This window comes from Arthrobacter sp. AOP36-A1-22, from assembly GCF_052377615.1.
Classification (GTDB): domain Bacteria; phylum Actinomycetota; class Actinomycetes; order Actinomycetales; family Micrococcaceae; genus Arthrobacter_H.
In genome coordinates this window covers 90,343-107,757 of sequence record NZ_JBQSWX010000010.1, presented here as the reverse complement: position 1 = coordinate 107,757, position 17,415 = coordinate 90,343, and the positions used below count along the sequence as shown (strand labels likewise).

The 17,415-nt window shown below is 65.5% G+C and carries 15 protein-coding genes and 1 pseudogene; 5 read left to right on the top strand and 11 right to left on the bottom strand.

What is annotated here, in order from left to right:
- Window positions 1–199 (top strand): annotated as a pseudogene (locus ACT3S2_RS08280) (carbohydrate ABC transporter permease); the annotation flags it as partial.
- A complete protein-coding gene (locus ACT3S2_RS08275; RefSeq protein ID WP_444561513.1) occupies window positions 199–1,548 on the top strand; it encodes a sulfatase family protein in 1,350 nt (449 codons plus the stop codon). The pseudogene ACT3S2_RS08280 and the gene ACT3S2_RS08275, both read left to right, overlap by 1 nt.
- A gap of 63 nt (window positions 1,549–1,611) precedes the next feature.
- Here the strand turns inward: ACT3S2_RS08275 and ACT3S2_RS08270 are convergent, their stop codons facing one another.
- From ACT3S2_RS08270 to ACT3S2_RS08255, 4 genes are all read right to left on the bottom strand, one after another.
- A complete protein-coding gene (locus ACT3S2_RS08270) occupies window positions 1,612–3,123 on the bottom strand; it encodes a sulfatase-like hydrolase/transferase (protein ID WP_241895507.1) in 1,512 nt (503 codons plus the stop codon).
- Between the two features lie 10 nt (window positions 3,124–3,133).
- Window positions 3,134–4,153, bottom strand: a complete 1,020-nt coding sequence (locus ACT3S2_RS08265; RefSeq protein ID WP_086994324.1) for an aliphatic sulfonate ABC transporter substrate-binding protein — start codon at window positions 4,151–4,153, stop codon at window positions 3,134–3,136.
- Window positions 4,154–4,216: 63 nt separating this feature from the next.
- Window positions 4,217–5,017, bottom strand: coding sequence for an ABC transporter ATP-binding protein (locus ACT3S2_RS08260; RefSeq protein ID WP_086994322.1), 801 nt, complete (start codon window positions 5,015–5,017; stop codon window positions 4,217–4,219).
- Window positions 5,018–5,030: 13 nt separating this feature from the next.
- Window positions 5,031–5,780 carry an ABC transporter permease gene (locus tag ACT3S2_RS08255; RefSeq protein WP_443384030.1) on the bottom strand — a complete coding sequence of 250 codons (750 nt, stop codon included), beginning with the start codon at window positions 5,778–5,780 and terminating at the stop codon, window positions 5,031–5,033.
- A 210-nt stretch (window positions 5,781–5,990) separates the two neighbouring features.
- Here ACT3S2_RS08255 and ACT3S2_RS08250 point away from each other — a divergent pair, with 210 nt between their 5' ends.
- Window positions 5,991–7,157, top strand: a complete 1,167-nt coding sequence (locus tag ACT3S2_RS08250) for an ROK family protein (RefSeq protein ID WP_443384029.1) — start codon at window positions 5,991–5,993, stop codon at window positions 7,155–7,157.
- Window positions 7,154–8,161, top strand: a complete 1,008-nt coding sequence (locus ACT3S2_RS08245) for a formylglycine-generating enzyme family protein (RefSeq protein ID WP_443384028.1) — start codon at window positions 7,154–7,156, stop codon at window positions 8,159–8,161. The genes ACT3S2_RS08250 and ACT3S2_RS08245 overlap by 4 nt, the downstream gene beginning before the upstream one ends.
- Here the strand turns inward: ACT3S2_RS08245 and ACT3S2_RS08240 are convergent.
- From ACT3S2_RS08240 to ACT3S2_RS08215, 6 genes are read right to left on the bottom strand one after another with little or no spacing between them, the layout of a single operon-like run.
- Window positions 8,158–9,285, bottom strand: a complete 1,128-nt coding sequence (locus ACT3S2_RS08240; protein WP_443384027.1) for a diaminopropionate ammonia-lyase — start codon at window positions 9,283–9,285, stop codon at window positions 8,158–8,160. The genes ACT3S2_RS08245 and ACT3S2_RS08240 overlap by 4 nt on opposite strands.
- A 59-nt stretch (window positions 9,286–9,344) precedes the next feature.
- Window positions 9,345–9,740 carry a RidA family protein gene (locus tag ACT3S2_RS08235; protein WP_444555163.1) on the bottom strand — a complete coding sequence of 132 codons (396 nt, stop codon included), beginning with the start codon at window positions 9,738–9,740 and terminating at the stop codon, window positions 9,345–9,347.
- Window positions 9,733–10,497, bottom strand: coding sequence for a hypothetical protein (locus tag ACT3S2_RS08230; RefSeq protein WP_444555162.1), 765 nt, complete (start codon window positions 10,495–10,497; stop codon window positions 9,733–9,735). Before ACT3S2_RS08230 ends, ACT3S2_RS08235 begins: the two co-directional genes overlap by 8 nt.
- The gene (locus ACT3S2_RS08225; protein WP_443384024.1) at window positions 10,494–11,474 is read right to left on the bottom strand and encodes a membrane dipeptidase; all 981 of its coding nucleotides are present in this window, start codon (window positions 11,472–11,474) and stop codon (window positions 10,494–10,496) included. Before ACT3S2_RS08225 ends, ACT3S2_RS08230 begins: the two co-directional genes overlap by 4 nt.
- The gene (locus ACT3S2_RS08220) at window positions 11,471–13,204 is read right to left on the bottom strand and encodes a hypothetical protein (RefSeq protein WP_443384023.1); all 1,734 of its coding nucleotides are present in this window, start codon (window positions 13,202–13,204) and stop codon (window positions 11,471–11,473) included. Before ACT3S2_RS08220 ends, ACT3S2_RS08225 begins: the two co-directional genes overlap by 4 nt.
- 3 nt (window positions 13,205–13,207) lie before the next feature.
- Window positions 13,208–14,713, bottom strand: a complete 1,506-nt coding sequence (locus ACT3S2_RS08215; RefSeq protein WP_444555161.1) for an aldehyde dehydrogenase family protein — start codon at window positions 14,711–14,713, stop codon at window positions 13,208–13,210.
- Window positions 14,714–14,793: 80 nt separating this feature from the next.
- On the opposite strand from ACT3S2_RS08215, the gene ACT3S2_RS08210 reads away from it, so the two are divergent.
- The gene (locus ACT3S2_RS08210) at window positions 14,794–15,696 is read left to right on the top strand and encodes a LysR family transcriptional regulator (RefSeq protein WP_444555160.1); all 903 of its coding nucleotides are present in this window, start codon (window positions 14,794–14,796) and stop codon (window positions 15,694–15,696) included.
- 34 nt (window positions 15,697–15,730) lie between these two features.
- Here ACT3S2_RS08210 and ACT3S2_RS08205 read toward each other — a convergent pair whose 3' ends face one another.
- Window positions 15,731–17,383: a BCCT family transporter gene (locus ACT3S2_RS08205; protein WP_443384020.1), complete on the bottom strand. Its 1,653-nt coding sequence runs from the start codon at window positions 17,381–17,383 to the stop codon at window positions 15,731–15,733.
- Window positions 17,384–17,415: the final 32 nt, after the last annotated feature.

The window sequence follows — 17,415 nt, the reverse complement described above, 5'->3', positions numbered from 1 at the left end:
GTTGACGCTGATGCAGTCCACCGAGAACTACACCCTCCCGGTGGCTCTCATTTCCTTCATCCAGCAGCAGACCTACTCGGGTGCCGACTGGGGCGGGTTGTTCGCCGGGCTGGTGATCGTCGTCATTCCCATGCTGGTGGTCTACCTCTGGCTGGGGCGCCGCCTGACCGAGGGGTTGACCCTGGGCATGGGCAAGTAGTGAACGTCCCCACTGGCGGCCGGCCGAATATCGTGATCATCATGGCCGACCAGTGGGCCGCCCACGCGCTGGGTTGTGCCGGCTCCGAAATCGTCCAGACTCCTTGTTTGGACGCACTTTCCGGGGCCGGCCTTCGCTTTAACCGCGCATACACCACCTTTCCGCTCTGCGTTCCGGCCCGCAGTTCGCTGGTCGCCGGGCGGTACCCCCACGAGTTGGGTATTTCCGGCAATGCCGGCGTCTCCGAGAAGACCCCGGGCCGCTCCCCCGAAAGCCTGGGGCACTGGTTCACTTCCGCAGGCTATGACTGCGCGTACGCCGGCAAATGGCATGCCCCGGGGGCCAGTGCCGTCGAGGCCGATGGGTTCGAGGTGATCCACCCCTTCGGTGATCTGGGGCTTCCCGAGGCCGCCGACGCCTGGTTGGGGACCCGGCAGCAGCAGGAGAAGCCGTTCTTGCTCTTCGCTTCCTTCGATAACCCCCACACCATTTGCGAATACGCCCGCGGACAGCATCTGCCCTATGGTGATGTCCCCCCGCCGGCTTCCGTCCGCGATGCTCCTCCCCTGCCGGCGAACTTCGCGACACCGCCAGCTAGTCCCCAGGCGTTGACGTACGAACGCACTCAGGCCGAGCCGTCCTACGGGACCTCCGAGTTCACCGCCGATGATTGGCGCCTGTATCGACACACCTATGCCCGACTCATCGAGTGGGCGGACGGACAGATCGGTTCGATCTTGGACTCGCTGGAGGCGCACGGACTGGCCGATGACACCGTAGTGCTCTTCACCAGCGACCACGGAGACGGTGACGCCTCCCACGGCTGGAACCAAAAGACCTCCCTGCAGGAAGAGACCGTCAGGATCCCGCTGCTCATGCGTGGCCCCGGTATCGGCGCTTCACAGGTCTCCGAGCAGCTCATTTCCCTCGGAGTGGATCTGATCCCCACCCTGTGCGGGGTGGCCGGCATTAATGCACCGCCGGGGGCCACCGGGCACGATGTCCTGGCGCAGCCGCGCACCAGCGACGACGGAGTCGCGATCGAAACGGCTTTCGGGACCGGCGACAAAGGCTCCACCTTGGGCCGGGCCTTCATCGGGGAACGGTATAAGTATTCGGTCTATAGTTGGGGAAAATACCGCGAACAGCTCGTGGATCTGATCGCGGATCCGGGCGAAATGCGCAATCTGGCCGCCGAATCGGCCTTCGACGAGGTATTGGAGGACTTCCGCGCCCGGCTGCTCGCCTGGTGCCTGGAGACCGGCGACGCGGCCTTCCTGAAGAAGCTCGTGCTGCCCACCGGGGTGGACCCTGCAGTGCGTGCGGGGATCTACGCGATCCCCTACTGATCCGGGAACGGCGAAGGCCCGGGTTCCTTCCCTGCTGGGAGGAACCCGGGCCTTCTGCACACCCTAGGCGTCGATGAAGCGTTCGACGGCGGTCTCCGGACGAAGCCGATCGGCGGGATCGATGTCCCCGGCAAAGGCCAGCCACTGGTAGAAACGGTCCCCCCGCCTGATCAGCTCCTGGTACAGGCGCAGGCGCAGGTCCTTGAGCACCGGGCGGTAGACCGGGACGTCCACGACGTTGTTCAGCTCGTCGGGGTCGGCCTCCAGATCGTAGAGCTCATCGATCCCCTCCGGATTCGCGATGTATTTATACCGGTAGTCCCGGATCATCCGCTGGGCGTAGGGGAAGTGGTGGCCGTGGAACTCGCAGACGATTTCGGTCCTCCACTCCTGTCCCAGGGGTGCGGTGCAGGCCGGCATCAGCGATTCGCCGCGGATGCCTTCTGCGTTGCCGCCGGCAATGTCGATGAACGACGCCGTGAAATCCTGCAACGAGACGAACTTCTCCTCGCGCCGTCCTTCTTGCCCGGGCTCCGCCACGATCGCGGGGATCCGGTAGATGTCCTCATACATGGCCGGGCCCTTGTCATTCAGGCGATGGGCCCCGGTGAACTCTCCGTGGTCGGCGGTGAACATGGTGACGGTGTCATCGGCCAGCCCCAGCTCGTCCACCACGGCCAGGATGCGGCCGATCTCGTGGTCGATCATGGCGACATAGCCCCAGTACACGGCGGTGAGCTTCTTCCACTCCTCGGTGCTGAAGGACTCCGTGGACCAGTATTCGGCGTAGGTCTGCTGGACCTGAGGTTTGCCGTGGAAGGTTTCGGCGAAGGAACCGGGCAATTCGATATCGCTCGGGTCCACCAAGTCGTACCACTGGCGTGGGATCAGGTACGGAAGGTGAGGACCGAAAATATGGCAGGACAGGAAGAACGGCGTCCCGTCGTCGTTCCCTTCGGCGCCGGTCCCCGCAGCGAATTCCCGCAGCTTGGCGATGGTCTGGTCGGCCAGCCAGGCCTCGAAGGTCGCTTCAGTCGGCTGCTCGGTGATCCCGGCAATCAGGTGTCCCTGCGAACCGTCGGAGGCCGTGGTGTAGACAGGTTCCACGATCTTGAAGGCCGGATGCCCGTGGTCCTCGAGCCACTGAACGTAGTCCGGGTCGTCGAAGGTGTTCAGTGCCCCGGCCAGGTGCTTGCCCTCGAAACCGTAGTATTCCGGTCCGCGATGGCGGCCCACATGCCATTTGCCGACGTGTCCGAGCCGGTAGCCCTGGCGGTGTAGTTCATCGGCGAACGTGGGAGTTCCGTCGGGCAATTCCTCGCGGGCACCGGAATTCCACTCGTAGTTCGCCAACAGTCCGTGCTCGAACGGATGCTTCCCCGTCAGCAACGAGGACCGTGCCGGAGTGCAGATGGCCGTCGGAGTGTAGGCCCGCTCGAACACGGTGCCGCGTTCGGCCATCGCATCCAGATGCGGGGTGTGTTCCGAACTGTTCCCGTAGCAGCCCAGCGTGTCGATGCGCTGCTGATCCGTCATCAGGAACAGGATGTTGCGCTTCTTCTGTGTCGGTTCCAACTCTATTGACCTATGCCTTCTTCGTTTCGACGTACAAGTCGCCGGTGTAGAACGTCTTCGGATCGGCGATCTTGTCGATCTTGTCGTCGGCGAGGAACTGCTCCTCCAAGCCCTTGAGCCATTTGCCGATGGTTCCGTCCTTGGTTTTCTCCTCCAGCTCGGCACTGGTGAAGGTGATCGCGACGTCGACCTGCGGCTTGAGCGTTTCCTCCCCGACCTTCAGGAACTTCGCCGAAGCCGAGAGGCTCTTTTCCGTGTTCTCCTGCCGGAAGTCGTTGGAGGCCTTGACCACGGAAATGAACTTTTGCGCGAGCTCCTTGTCCTTCTCCGCCCGGCCCGCTGCCGCAACGAAGGAGCTGGGGAAGGTCAAGTCGTCCAGGTAGTCCTTATTGGCCGCCAGTTCGACGACGTCCGGGACGCGCTCCTTGATGTTGTCGATCAACGGGTACCACAGGGCCGCTCCGTCGATTTGTCCCGAGGCGAAGGCCGAAACAGCCGTCGAGGGATCCATGGTGACGATGTCGAAGTCCTCGCGCTTCAGGCCCTCCTTCTTGAGGACCAGGTTCAGCAGCTGATCCCCCGACGTCCCCTCGGGGACACCGACCTTCTTGCCCTTCAGGTCCTCCATCGAGGAGATCCCCGGCTGGGCGATGACCCGGTCGGCGTTGGACACGGTGTTCAGCGCCCAGATCTCTGCCTTGCCCGATGCCGGAAGCCACAGGGCTCCCGACCCGATGTACGCGACATCCACATTATTGGTTCCCAGCGCCTGGATCGCCAACGGTCCATTGGTGAAGGGCACGAAGTCGGGCTTCAGCCCGGCCTGATCCCAATACCCTTCTTCGTTGGCCAGGGCGAGCAGGGCGGCGCCGTTATAGTCGGCGATGTAGCCCACCTTGATGGGCATCTTTTCCGCCCCGCCGGACGAGCCGCTGGATTCGGAGCCGGCACAGGCCGTCAGCGCGGCGATGGTGGCGAGGCCGAGGCCACCGGCGAGAAAATCCCGGCGTTTGGTGTTGTTCAGGTTCATGATGCCCTCCAGAGGTGTGCTGAGTGGATGTCGGTGGTGCGGAACGAAAACGAGGCTGGTGCCTTATCCGCTGTTTTCGGTATCGGAGTCCGGCTGGTTGTAGACCGCGTCCCAGACCTGTGAGCGGAGCTCGGAAAATTCGGGGGTCATGCGCAGGTCGTTGTCCCGCGGGTAGGGAAGGCCGACGTCAACCACCTTGTAGATCCTGCCGGGCCGGGCCGCCATGACGATGACCTTCGAGGCCAGATATACGGCTTCGTCGACGTCGTGGGTCACGAACAGGACGGTGCGCCGTTCCCGCCCCCACGTCTCGAGGAGTTGTTCCTGCATATGCACGCGGGTGAGGGCGTCCAGAGCTCCGAAGGGTTCGTCCATGAGCAGGATCTCCGGGTTGACCGCATAGGCGCGGGCAATGGCGCACCGTTGCTTCATCCCGCCGGACAGCTCCTTGGGAAGTGCCTCGGCGAACGCCGTGAGCCCCACCAGTTCCAGATAGTGGTCGACGGTGTGGCGTCGCTGCTTCGCGGGGACTTTCTGTAGTTCCAAACCGAACTCGACGTTCTTGCGTACGGTCAGCCACGGAAACAGTGCGTATTGCTGGAAGATCACCCCGGTGCGCGGGCTCGGACCGGTGACCTCCTCTTCGTCGACGAGGACCCGTCCGCTGGTCGGTTCCAACAGTCCGGCTGCTGCGTTGAGGATGGTGGACTTCCCGCATCCCGAGGGGCCGACGACGGTGACGAACTCCCCGTCGGCGACGTCCAGTGACACATCTTCTACGGCGGTGAAGATCTCTCCGCCGAGCATGAATTCCTGGTGGATGTTTTCGAACTGGATCATCGGCTTGGTGGTCGCACGAGGCATGATCGTCTTCTCTCTATCGTCGTTCTTGCCAGCGCGTGAGGCGGGCCTCAAGCAGCAGGAGGATGCGGTCCATGATCAGCCCCAGCAGACCGATCGCAATCAGGTCCACAAAGATGGTGGGGAGGTCGTAGTACAGCTGCGCCTGTTGCATGCGGAAGCCCAATCCACTGGGTGCGGCGATGAGCTCGGCGGCCACCACGGTGGCCCATGAAGCACCCAAACCCACGCGCATGCCGACGAGGATGAACGGGCTCGACGCCGGCACCACGACTCGTCGGAACACGACGAAGCTGGAAGCTCCCAGAACCCGGGCCGCGTTGATCAGCGTCTTTTCAACGGTCACGACCTCCTGGAACGTCGAGACCACGCAGGTAAGGAACGAGGCCAGGAAGATCACGAAAATCTTCGGTGTCTCGCCGATGCCCATCAGGACGATCGCCAACGGGATGATGGCCAGCGGCGGGACGGTGCGGAAGAACTGGACGTATGGCTCCAGGATGGACCGGAATAACGGGTACCAGCCCATCAGGAAGCCCACGGGGATGGCCAAGAGAACGCCCAGCAGGAAACCGCTCAGCACACGGGCCAGGCTGGCTGCGATATCCGAGATCAAAACCCCTGACTGACCCATTTCCACGCCCTTCGCCGCCACGGCGACGGGCCCGGGGATCACGACCAGACCGCTGGCCGAGACGAGCCACCAGACAGCGATGCCACCGATAACTGCTAGAACGCTGATGATCCGCAAGGTCTGCGTGGACATAGGCTGGCGGGCTTCTTTTCGCGGTGGCCGCGGGCCCGGGGTTTCCTGTGAAGGAATAGTGCCCCGCCCGCTGTCGGCGGGAGCTGTTTGCGATGTCATACAGGTCACACTATCCACTGACGCTACTTACGACAAGCACATTTACCTAAGTCATTTCTGTGCAACAAAAATTCTGGTCGATTCTTATCAAGTTCCGCTAGGCTCCAAGGTATGAATGCCCAGGGTGAACTCTCGACTACCGATAAACGGGTTGTCCAAACACTGCTTCAGGATGGCCCCACGAGTCGTTCTGGTTTGCAGCAGCAGCTGGGTTTTTCGCGTCCCACCATCTCCTCCGCGGTCACTCGTCTCATCGAGCGGGGCCTGTTGGAGGAGGCCGGTCTGGCTGCCTATGGGGCCGGACGCAACGGCAGGCCGCAGGTCCTGTTGCGCCCGCGCAGCACCATTGGAGCCGCGCTGGGAATCGAAGTGGGGCGGGCGCGCGTGGCCGTCACCGTCGCCGCTTTGGACGGAACAGTCCTCGCCCAGAAACTCACCACCTTCGAAGCCGGACCCAGTTTGTCTCACCGGCTAGGTATCGCCCTGCGTTCGGTCCGTGCCCTGATCAGCTCCGGGACCATCACCGCGGATTCGATCATCGGAACGGGTGTGGCGATCTCCGGAAGGCATCTGCCCGCCGCCGATGATCCGGACGCCACCGGCGCAGACCCCGCAGGTTTCCCCCTAGAGCGGCTGCGTCGACTCATCCCCGCCCCGGTCCTCTGGGATAACAACACCCGGTTGGCAGCACTCCGCCATCTGCGGGAGGCCCCTGCCGCGGCCACGACCGGCCTGCTCTACGTCGTCCTCTCGGACGGGATCAGCGCCGGACTGATCGACGGGACCGAGATCTTCCGCGGAGGGCACGGGGCCGCCGGGGAGCTGGGGCACCTGTGCATGGATCCGGCAGGGCCCCTGTGTTGGTGTGGCTCCCGAGGGTGCTTGGAGGCTCTGATCGGTATGGGGGCGATCCTGCGCCGCGCTACCGATCACGGGCTGGAGGTCACCGATCTGTCGGAGCTGTCCGCCCTGGCCGGCGACGGAGAGCAGCGCGCCGTCGAGCTGGTCTCTTGGGCCGGGACGCTGCTGGGTGTGGCATTGTCCAGCGCGACGATGCTCATCGACCCCCGCCGGATCATCCTCAGTGGCCAGTTGGCGCATTTGGGGGTTTCGCTCCACGAAGCTGCCCTCCGGGAACTAACCCGTCGACGCACCGCCGTCTCGCTCCCGGTCCCCGAACTCGTCCTCCACGAAGGCACTCAATACGAGGCCAGCCATGGGGCCGCCCTGCAGGCGCTGCAGCGGTGGGGCACCGATTTCATGGTCGCGATACAGTGACCGCATCCGATCCGAAGGAGAACTCCTTGTCCTGCTGCCATGGTCCGGCCCGCTCCGAGCCAGCCCACACCACCGAGGCTGCTGCTGCCGCCTCTGCCGCACCTGCCGCCGGGCCAGCAACGAAAGAGCATCGCCTGCTCGACACGGTCGAGTTGACCGGCGGAACCTTCAGCATGGGCGACGCCTTTGACGAGGGATACCCCCACGACGGGGAACTTCCGGTCCATGACGTGTCACTCTCGCCCTATTCCATCGATTCCACGACGGTCACCAACGCCGAATTCAACCGTTTCGTTCAGGCCACAGGATTCCGCACGGAGTCCGAGGAGTACGGCTACTCTGCGGTCTTCCATCTGCTGGTCGACGCCGACGACCGCGACATCCTCGGCCGCTCCAGTGATGTGCCCTGGTGGATCACCGTCCGCGGCTCCGACTGGGCCCATCCGCATGGGCCCCGTTCCTCCTGGCGGCAGGAACCGCAGTCGCCGGTGGTCCAGGTCTCGTGGAACGACGCCGTGGCCTACTGCCGGTGGGCCGGAAGGTCCCTGCCCACCGAAGCACAGTGGGAACATGCGGCACGCGGGGGCCTGGAATCTCGCCGCTACGCGTGGGGGAATGAGCTGTTGGCCACCGACGGCGGGCACCTGTGCAATATCTGGCAGGGAAGGTTCCCGGTGCAGAACACCCTCGAGGACGGCTATCTCGGACCTGCTCCGACGGGCACGTTCGCCCCCAACGGGTTCGGCCTCTACGAGATGGCGGGGAACGTCTGGGAATGGTGCGCCGATTGGTTCGACCCCAACTACTACTGCAACTCCCCGCTGAAGGACCCTACCGGGCCAGCTGCCGGCCCCGGGCGGGTGATGCGGGGAGGCTCGTTCCTCTGCCACGATTCCTATTGCAACCGGTACCGGGTCTCAGCACGGTCGGCCAACACCCCGGATTCGGCCAGCAGCAATCTCGGCTTCCGGACCGTTGCACCGGTGGCGCAGCAGCCCCGCTAGACCAGCGGGTTGGCGGCCCGCCCCTCGGTATTGACCAGTACGACGACGGAGTCTTCAGTGACGCCCAGTTCCCGGCGTCGTGCGGTCACGGCCAGGGCGTTCCGGGTCCCTGCCAGCGCTGCGGCCCCGCAGGGTCCAGCATCCTGATCCAGCTCCTCGAGATCCTGAACCCCCCGGCGACATTGGCCTTCGGTGACCCCGACGGCGGCGTCCATTCCGGCGGAGAGCAGCGGCCAGCCCAGTGAGGAAACGCTCCCGCAGTTCAGCCCGGCCATCAGGGTGGGAACCGAGGTATCCACGGTGACGGGCGCCCCGGCCTGCAACGATCGGGTCAGGCAGGCCGCGGAGTCCGGTTCCACCCCGAGCAGGGCCGGCCCTGGGCCTGGGCGGCTTCGATAATGTTCCACGAGCGCCTGGGCCAAGGAACCCACCCCCACCGGGCAGGCCAGCAGATCCGGGCTGACCCCCTGAGCCTGAAGGGCGTCGTCGATCTCGCGGAACAGGGTGGTGTATCCGTCGACGATCCACTGCGGGGCCTGGGTGTACCCCTCCCAGGCGGTGTCCTGGATCAGCACATCCCTCTCGCTGCCCTCGACCGAAGCGGCGGCCCTGGCCACGACGTCGTCGTACACTGCCTCCTCTTCCACGAGGCGGGCGCCTTCGCCCCTGATCCCCTCCAGCGCGGCGACTCCGAGTCCAGCGGGAACATGGATTCGGGCCTCCACCCCGAGCAGCCGGGCCATCCGGGCGATGGCCCGGCCATGGTTGCCATCCGTTGCCGTGACGAGCACCGGCAGCTTTCCCGGCGCGCCCTCTTGGCGCAAGAGTCCGGCCAGTCGAGGCACGGTCATCCTCTCGGGGTCCTGGCCCAGACGCTGGCAGAGCGCCCGGCACACGGCCCAGGAGGCGCCGAGGATCTTGAAGGCCGGCAGCCCCAACCTGCTGGATTCGTCCTTGAGCAGGACGCGCCCCACCCGCAGTTCGGCGGCCAGCGACGGCAGCTCAACCAGGGGCGTGGGCGCATAGCCGGCCAAGCTGCGGTGGTAGTCCAGCCCCGATCCCGCTGCTGTGGTCCGCCACCTCTTGGCGGCTGGACGGGAATACCAGGTGCTGGGTTCGCCCATGGTCATGTCTCCCTTGTGGAACGGGACACCGGGCCCGGCATCCCTGACGCGGTGTAGTGCTAGACGGCAGTGTTCTCACCGATGACGGCGGCGATGGCGTCGATTTCGATACGCTTCTCCCCCCGGAACCGGGAGACCTGCACGGTGGTCCTGGGCGGAAGGGAATGTCCTTCCAGCCGGAACAGATAGGCCTCATTGAACTCATCGAATTCATCGAAATCCGCCACGAAAACGGTCAGCTTCAGCAGGCTCGTCAGCGAGGCCCCGGCCTGGGCCAGGACCTCTTCGAGGTGGTCGAAGGCGGCGGCCACCTGATCGGTCATCGTGACCGGGGTGCTGCCATCGGCCAACGTGGGGACCTGTCCGCAGGCGTAGACGACACCGCCGAACACCGCCGCTGCCGAATAGGGGCGGACCTTCGAGTCCTGGTGCCAGTGGCGTTCGATCTCAGGCATTGTCTTCTCCTACCAGATATCCCTCGGCGGCGGCCTTGATGGTCTTCCACAGTCGTCCGTCCACCGGCAATCCGATGGCCCACGCATTTTCACGGCGTTGGGCCAGCTCCTCCGGGGTATGGAGGGCGAAGTTGTCGTCGGGGACCTCGTCCAGGGTGCGGATGAGGGTCCCGGGTTCCGCCCCGCCGACGGGGACAAAGGCCTCGGAAGTGACCCTGACCTGTCCCACGTAGCCGGCGGGGGTGGCGATACGAGTGCCATGGTGGCTTGCGGTGCCACGAGTGAGCCGAGCGACCATGACCGTCTTCCCACAACGGACTGCCGCGGCCAGTAGCGGGGCGTCTAGCAAACCGGCCTCGAGGTCGATTTCCGGGGCGACGACCACGTTGCCCTCCCGGGCCGTTGCCAGTTCGATGAGCATCGTGCCGTGCATCAGCGGCGCGACGTCAATTTTCGAGTCGATCACGTAACGGTGACCGCCGTCGTATTCGCTCCGTTCAAACGCCAGCGCGGGGGCGCTCCAGTTCAGCTGTTTCAGGCAGTCCAGCAGCTCGGCGAAACCGGTGCCGTAGTGGACCTGGGAGAAAAGCACCTGGTGGGCGGCCGCATGGGCCACCGAAGTGCAGGCCCCGTGGGCCACCATGGCCCGGAAGGCGTACTCCCTGATTTCGCGGACCGCGATGCGCACGATCCGGTCCTCGGTGCCGTCCATGTGTTCCCTCGTTTCGATGTGTTCGGAGATCACTGCCACCATCATGCATCCTTTCCGACGAAGACCTTGTCGAAAAGGTCGAGCCAGTTTTCCCCGAGCACCCCGCGGATGGTGGACTCCTGGAGTCCGACCTTCTGCAGGCCCTCGGTCAATTGCGGGAAATCTTCCGGTCCGGCGAACCAATGCGGCCAGGCCGGCCATTCGGGAGCCGGTTGGGTCGGTGGCTGCCAGCGTCCGTTGCGCAGGTACCCCACATAGTCCTGGCCCCAGTTCCGGGTGCAGTCGCTGCCCAGGCCCACCCGGTCGGGTCCGTAGTCGTCGACCATCCGGGCGACCATGGTGCAGAACTGTTCCAGACTCGTCGTCTCCCCGCCGAGCACGATCGGATACAGGCAGGCCCCGATCATTCCGCCCCGGTCGGTGACGGCACGGATGACCTCGTCGGGTTTGTTCCGCGGGTTGTCCACGAACCAGGTGGGATTCGAATGCGTGATGGCAATGGGTGCCGAGGAGGCCTCGACGGCATCCAACGAGGTGCGGTTGCCGACGTGTGAGAGATCCACCAGCATGCCCACCCGGTTCATCTCGGCGATGATGTTCGCCCCGAATCGGGTCAGACCCGAATCCGAGGGTTCGTAGCAGGAGCCGCCGACCAGGTTCTGGATGTTGTAGGTCAGCTGGGCAATGCGCACCCCCAGCTTGTGGAAGACCTCCACCATCCGGAAGTCATCGCCGAAGGAGCTGGTGTTCTGCAGCCCCATCAGCACGGCCACCCGGCCCTCGGCCTTGGCCCTGCGGATATCCGCGGCGTTGTGGGCGAGGAAGGCCAGATCGGCGTTGCGGGCGGCGAGTTGGTACCAGTCCCCGATCTCCTGCAGCGTTTCCAGGGGTCCGTGGTAGACGGCGCAGGTGGCGTTGACGCCGCTGACACCGCCGTCGATCAGTTCCTGCAGGACGGCACGGTCCCAATTATTGATCTGCAGGCCGTCCACGACGGTGGCCTGTTCATGAAGGGCGGTCATGCCGTTGCCTCCGGGGTGGGGCGCTGGGTGAAGAGCCAGTCATCGGTGATGCTGCCGTCCTTCAGATCGGCGATCCGCGGACCGCCGGAGAGCAGTGTCACGCGCAGCCAGTCGGTGGACTGCGGCGTGTAGTTTTCCATGCCGTAGACCGAGAGCTGGTAGCGCTGGACGTTCAACGGCAGGAATTCGGCACCGCGCAGATTATCGTGGACCTCGCCGTAGGCCAGCGGCCCGATGTTCTGGACCCGGGCGGTGAACTGGCGGTGCCAGGGGTGGGACAGCAGGAACTCGGCCACGCTGGTCCCGGCGTCGGCGGCCAGGAGGTCGCGGCGCAGTTCGGCGACGGCACGGGCAATATCGACGCCGTGTTGGACGTTCTCCCCGGGGTCCCGTCCGTGCACTCCCCTGCGTGGTTCCTCGTTGTCCGCCGAGGAGAACCAGAAGTAGCGGTTCTGGGCCGGATCGGCGAAGTCGTGGTCGGCCACCCACTCGTAGTCGGTGTCGATGAGGTGGGCCAGTTCCGCGCAGCTCATGCCCGGAGCCAAGGGCCTGGACTCATCACAGCGCAGCCGGGCTTCTACTTCCGCGTCGAGGTCGCCGGTCAGTTCGGTGAGGATCGTGGCGACGAGACCACGCTCCTCGGGCCCGGAGGCGGCGGCCGCCGCGTGCAGGGCCTTCCAGATCCGATTCGTCTCGGTACCCCGGAAGCTCCCGGTGGAGGACCAGCGACGCAGATCCTCCAGCAGCGGACGCACCCGGTCTGCCAGTTCCGGTCCCGGCAGGAACGGCTGGGAGACATCCAGGTCCTGCTCCTCGAGGTAGTCCATGGCGCGGTCGAACAGTTCAAGCACCCGGACCACCTCCGGGTCCGTGGTTTCGGTGCTGCGACCGGTGACCTCGGCCAGCGGCAGCTCGCGCAGTTCGGCCCACGCGTTGAGCACCTCGGGGTGGTTGATGGCGTAGGGCACCATGCCCAGACCCGTCGCGTTGCCCATGCCGAGGTAGTGGCGCCAGCCCCCGGTCAGGGTGGCGGCGTCAGGGTTGCGGTGCCGGGCACAGGCCTCGACGAGGTTGTAGCTGAATTCGCGCAGCAACCAGGCCGAGAGCATATGCGCCCGGTAGGGGGCCGAGAAGGGGTGGGCGTCGGTGAGGTGTTCGTAGTCGGCCAGACCGCATTTGCCGTTGCTGTAGAACGCGGTGCTGCGGATGACATACGGCGACCCCCCGAATTTCGCGCTGTCGGGCTGTTCACCGTGGGCCAGGCGATCGGCGACGTATTCAAAGAACCGTTCGCTGCGGTTGGCGCGGGTCCAGATGATCGAGCCGGGTTCGGCCCGGCCACGCTCCTGCAGCGGGACCTGGGTCCGGAGCCGGGCCAACCGCTCCTCATCGACGGTTCCCTCCACCAGGGCAGCGGTGATGTCCCACGCCTTGGCGATCACCCGGTCGGTGTGTTCGCCGGTCTTCTGCGAGAAGATGACGAAGCTGAACGTCATGGATTCGGCACGAATCCGGTAGACGGCGTCTCCGCAGCCATCGGCGTCGATGTCGAAGTGGGTGCGTTTGATCTTCCACCCCCGGGCCGTGGCGCGGCGGATCATGGTGCGGATGAAGCTGTGCCGGGTGGCGCGGGCTCCTCCCATGTCGGCGGGGTCCATCACTTCACGTGCGGGGCGCAGCTCCGAGGGCGACGGCAGTCGCAGCGCCGGTTCGCTGATCGATGCGGACATTTTTCATGCTCCTTCCGGTGCCAGGCGCAGGTAGGCCGTCTTGGTGAGGGTGAAGAAGTCGGAGGCGGCGTCGCTGTTCTGCTCGCGCGGACCCGGCTGGGAGGAGTCGCGCAGGCCACCGAACGGTGCATGGACCTCGGAGCCGGTGGAGGGGCCGTTGACCTTGATCAGCCCGGCCACCAGGTCGTTGAGGCAGCGCCGGATGGAACGCTCGTCGCTGGTGAACACGGAGGCGGTCAGACCGAATTCGGTGGCATTGGCCAGTTCGATGGCCTCCTGAAGGGATTCGGCGCGCAACAGGGTGGTCACGGGCCCGAAGACCTCTTCGCAGCAAATGGTCAGCTCGCTGGTGCCACCGAGCAGGGTGGGGGCCACGAAATGTCCCTCCGCGTCGGGGATCGGTGCACGCGCCAGGACCTGGGCGCCTTCGGCTTCGGCCTGCTGGACGGCCTCGTCGATATCACGGCGGGCGCGCTCGTTGACGACGGGTCCGATGCCGGCTCCTGCGTCGGTGCCGGCGCCCACATTCAGTGCGTTGAACCGTTTGACCAGTTCATCCCGGAGCTGGTCGTGGATGGCTCCCACGGCGATGACGCGGCGGGTGGCCGTGCACTTCTGGCCGGTGCTGCCGGTGGCCGCGGCGGTGATGAAGTCGGCGGCGGTGGCAAGATCGGCATCGGGCAGCACGATGGCGGCATTATGTCCACCGAGTTCCATCTGCAGCTTCGCTCCGCGTAGGACCGTCTTTTCGCGGATCCGGTGTCCGACCTCCACGGATCCGGTGAAGGTGACGGCGTCGGCCCGTGGATCGGCCACGAGTTCCGAGCCCAGGGCCCCGGGGCCGAGCAGCAGGTTCAACACACCTGCCGGGACTCCGGCTTCTTCAAGGATCTCGGCGAACATCACGGCGGTGGCCGGGGTGTCGCTGGCTGTCTTCCACACGACCGTGTTGCCCCAGAGCAGTGCCGGGGCGATCTTCCAGGCAGGGATCTGCAGCGGGAAGTTCCAGGGGGTGATCACCGCAACGGTGCCCAACGGCCTGCGGATCGTGCGGACCACTTCGTCCGGGTTGGCCGAGGGGTAGACCGCTGCGTTGGCCCGACGGGCCGACCCTGCGTTGTAGTACAGGGTTTCAATGCTGGCCCCGACTTCGCCGCGGGAGTCGGCCAGGATCTTGCCCTGCTCGCGGGTCATCAGTTGGGCGACCTCTTCGGCACGGCGGCCGAGGATCTCGGCGGCGCGGCGCAGGATGTTCCCGCGGGCGATGATGCCCATCCGGTCCCAGCCGGCGGCGGCCTGCGTGGCTGCGTCCAGGGCGTGGTCGAGCTCGGTGGACGTGGCCGTGGCGTACTGCGCCACCACTTCCTGGGGCAACGCCGGGTTGGAACTGGTGGCAGCCGGGCCGCTTCCTTCCACCCACTGGCCGTTGATGAGTTGCTTCAGGCCAAGGGTCTGCTGTCCGGGGTTGGTCACGCTGATGCTCCTTCGTGCTGCGGTGGTGCTCGTCATGTCTTTGAGGCTACGGCGCTATTTGATCGGCGTGAAGTATCTATTGCTTATGTATTGATCATCAATAACACTTAGTTCATATGGAGATCCGTCAATTGCGCTACTTCGTGGCGGTGGCCGAGGAAATGCATTTCAACCGGGCGGCAGCACGCCTGCTTATCGCCCAGCCGGCGCTGAGCCAGCAGATCCAACGACTGGAACGGGAGCTGAAGACCCGGCTGTTCACCCGCACCACCCGATCGGTGGAACTGACCGAGACCGGCAAGGTCCTGCTGGTGGCTGCCCGCAAGGTGATCCTGGAGTCCGAGCAGGCACTGCGCGGCATCGAACAGGCGGTGGAAGGCCGGACCGGCCTGCTTCGCGTGGGTTTCGTGGGGTCGGCGGCCCTGAATCTCATCCCCCGGATCGTCCCGCCGCTGCGCATCCAATATCCGGGTCTGGAGTTGGAACTCCACGAGTTGACCACCGAACAACAGCTCGGGGCGCTGGAGTCGGGGACCCTCGATGTGGGCATCGTGCGCGATGTCGAGTCGCTGCCGGGCATCACCGCCCGCGAACTGACCCGCGAGCCCCTCATCGTCGCGCTTCCGGACGACCATCCGTTGGCCCGCCGGCCGTCCCTGGCCCTGGCCGACCTGTCCGAGGCCGGCTTCGTGGTCTTCCCCCGCGACCAGGTTTCGCGGCTCTATGACGTCATTTCTGCTTTATGCCTGCACGCTGGATTCCGTCTGCGCGTCGCCCAGGAGGCCATCCAGTTCCCGACGATCCTGGGCTTGGTGGCCGCCAAGACAGGTATCGCCGTCGTGCCCGAAGGAATGCGCGCCCTCCAGCTGGCCGGGCTGCGCTATGTGCCCTTGACCGACACCACGGCCACCTCGACCGTTTCGCTGATCGTCAAGACCGACCGGGCCGAGACCCCCCTGATCGCCCGGTTCACCGCCGCCGCCACCGGTTTCGCCAGCACCGAGGCCACGGTTGGCTGAACCGTGGCCCCTGCCTGGGTGCATGCCGGCCGGACTATTCCTTGGAGGTCGGCAGCTTCGTGGTGGTCGCCGATTCCTTCTCCCCGGCCTGCTCCCCCACGGCTTCCTGCGTCGGGCCCGAACCTCGCGGGTGGATGACTCCCTGTTCGATGGCCATCCGCCGGGCATAGATCGGGGCGGCGAACACCGAGGGCAGCATCAGGAAGCCGACCGGGACCGCGGTGATCACGATGAAGGACTGCAGTCCGGAGATGCCGCCATCACCGATGGCGATCAACACGGCTGCCGCCACCCCCATCATCACGGCCCACGTGGCGCGCAGCTTGGTCGACGGTTCACCGGAAATGGTGCAGGACTGGGCGATGGCGTAGGACATGGAGTCCGTCGTCGTGGCCACGAACGTCACCGTCAGCAGCAGGAAGGCGCCTCCGACCAAACCGGAGAGCGGAAGCTGGGCCGCGATGGACATCACCACCGCCGGTAGTCCGTCCGATTCGTAGGCGGCGCCCACGCTTCCGGGGTTCTGCTGCTCGAACATGATGCCGGTTCCGCCCAGGACGCTGAACCAGACGGTGGTCAACACCGGCGGGATCACTGCCGTGCAGATGATCAGATCGCGGATGGTCCGGCCGCGGGAGATCCGGGCCACGAAGATGGCCATCAGCGGCCCGTAGCCCAGGAACCAGCCGAAGAAGAAGACCGTCCACCCCGAGAGCCAGGTCGGGTCTCCCTGGTAGACGGACATGCCCACGAAGTTGCCGATGTAGGTGCCGAAGCCGCCCAGGAAGGCCTTGAAGACGTAGCCGGCCGAGCCGAGGACGACCACGGCGGCCATCAGGGCGATCGCCAGCCAGACGTTGGCCCTGCTGAGGATCTGGATGCCCTTGTTCAGCCCGGAGGACACCGAAAGCGCCGCGATGCCGGTCAACACGGCGATGACGATCAGCTGGGTGGCGTAGTTGTTGGGGATCCCGGTCATTTCGGCTAGCCCGTAGGAGACCTGCAGGCCCAGGAACCCGACCGGTCCCACGGTGCCGGCGACGACGGCGATGATCGCCACGACGTCGGCGACGGTGCCGATCCAGCTGTGGAGGACCTTCTTGCCCATGATCGGGTAGAGCAGCGTACGCGGGCGCAGCGGCATGCCCTTGGAGTGGGCGTGGGTGATCACGATGGCGCCCAGGGTGCCCAGGATGGCCCAGGCCAGGAAGCCCCAGTCCACGAAGCTCTGCGCCAGGGCCGCGCTGGCCTGGTCGCTCTCGGATTCGAGGCTGTCCCCGTAGTAGGGCGGGGAGGCGATGTAGTGGGCGATCGGCTCGGCCGCGGCCCAGAACACGCCACCGCCGGCCAGCAGGGTGCACATGATCATGGAGACCCATTTGAACCGGGTGAATTCCGGTTTCCCGGTGCTCAGCCGTGCCTTCGCGTAGGGGGTGAAGGCCAGGATGATCGCCACGAAGAAGGTGATCAGCAGCAGGTACTGCCAGTAGGCGCCGAACCATTTGGCGGCACCGCTGAAACCGGAGTTGATGACGTTGGCGGTCCAGTCGGGGAATCCGAGGCTTGCCGCGACGAAGAGGACGACGATGCCGATGCTGATGCCGGCGACCTTGCGGTCAAGCCCCGCAGCCAAAGCGGAGGGAGGCGCATCAGCCTCGGGGGTGGTCAGGGGGGTGGGCTCAGTCATGTGTGTCTCACTTAGCTGATTGAACGCAGCCG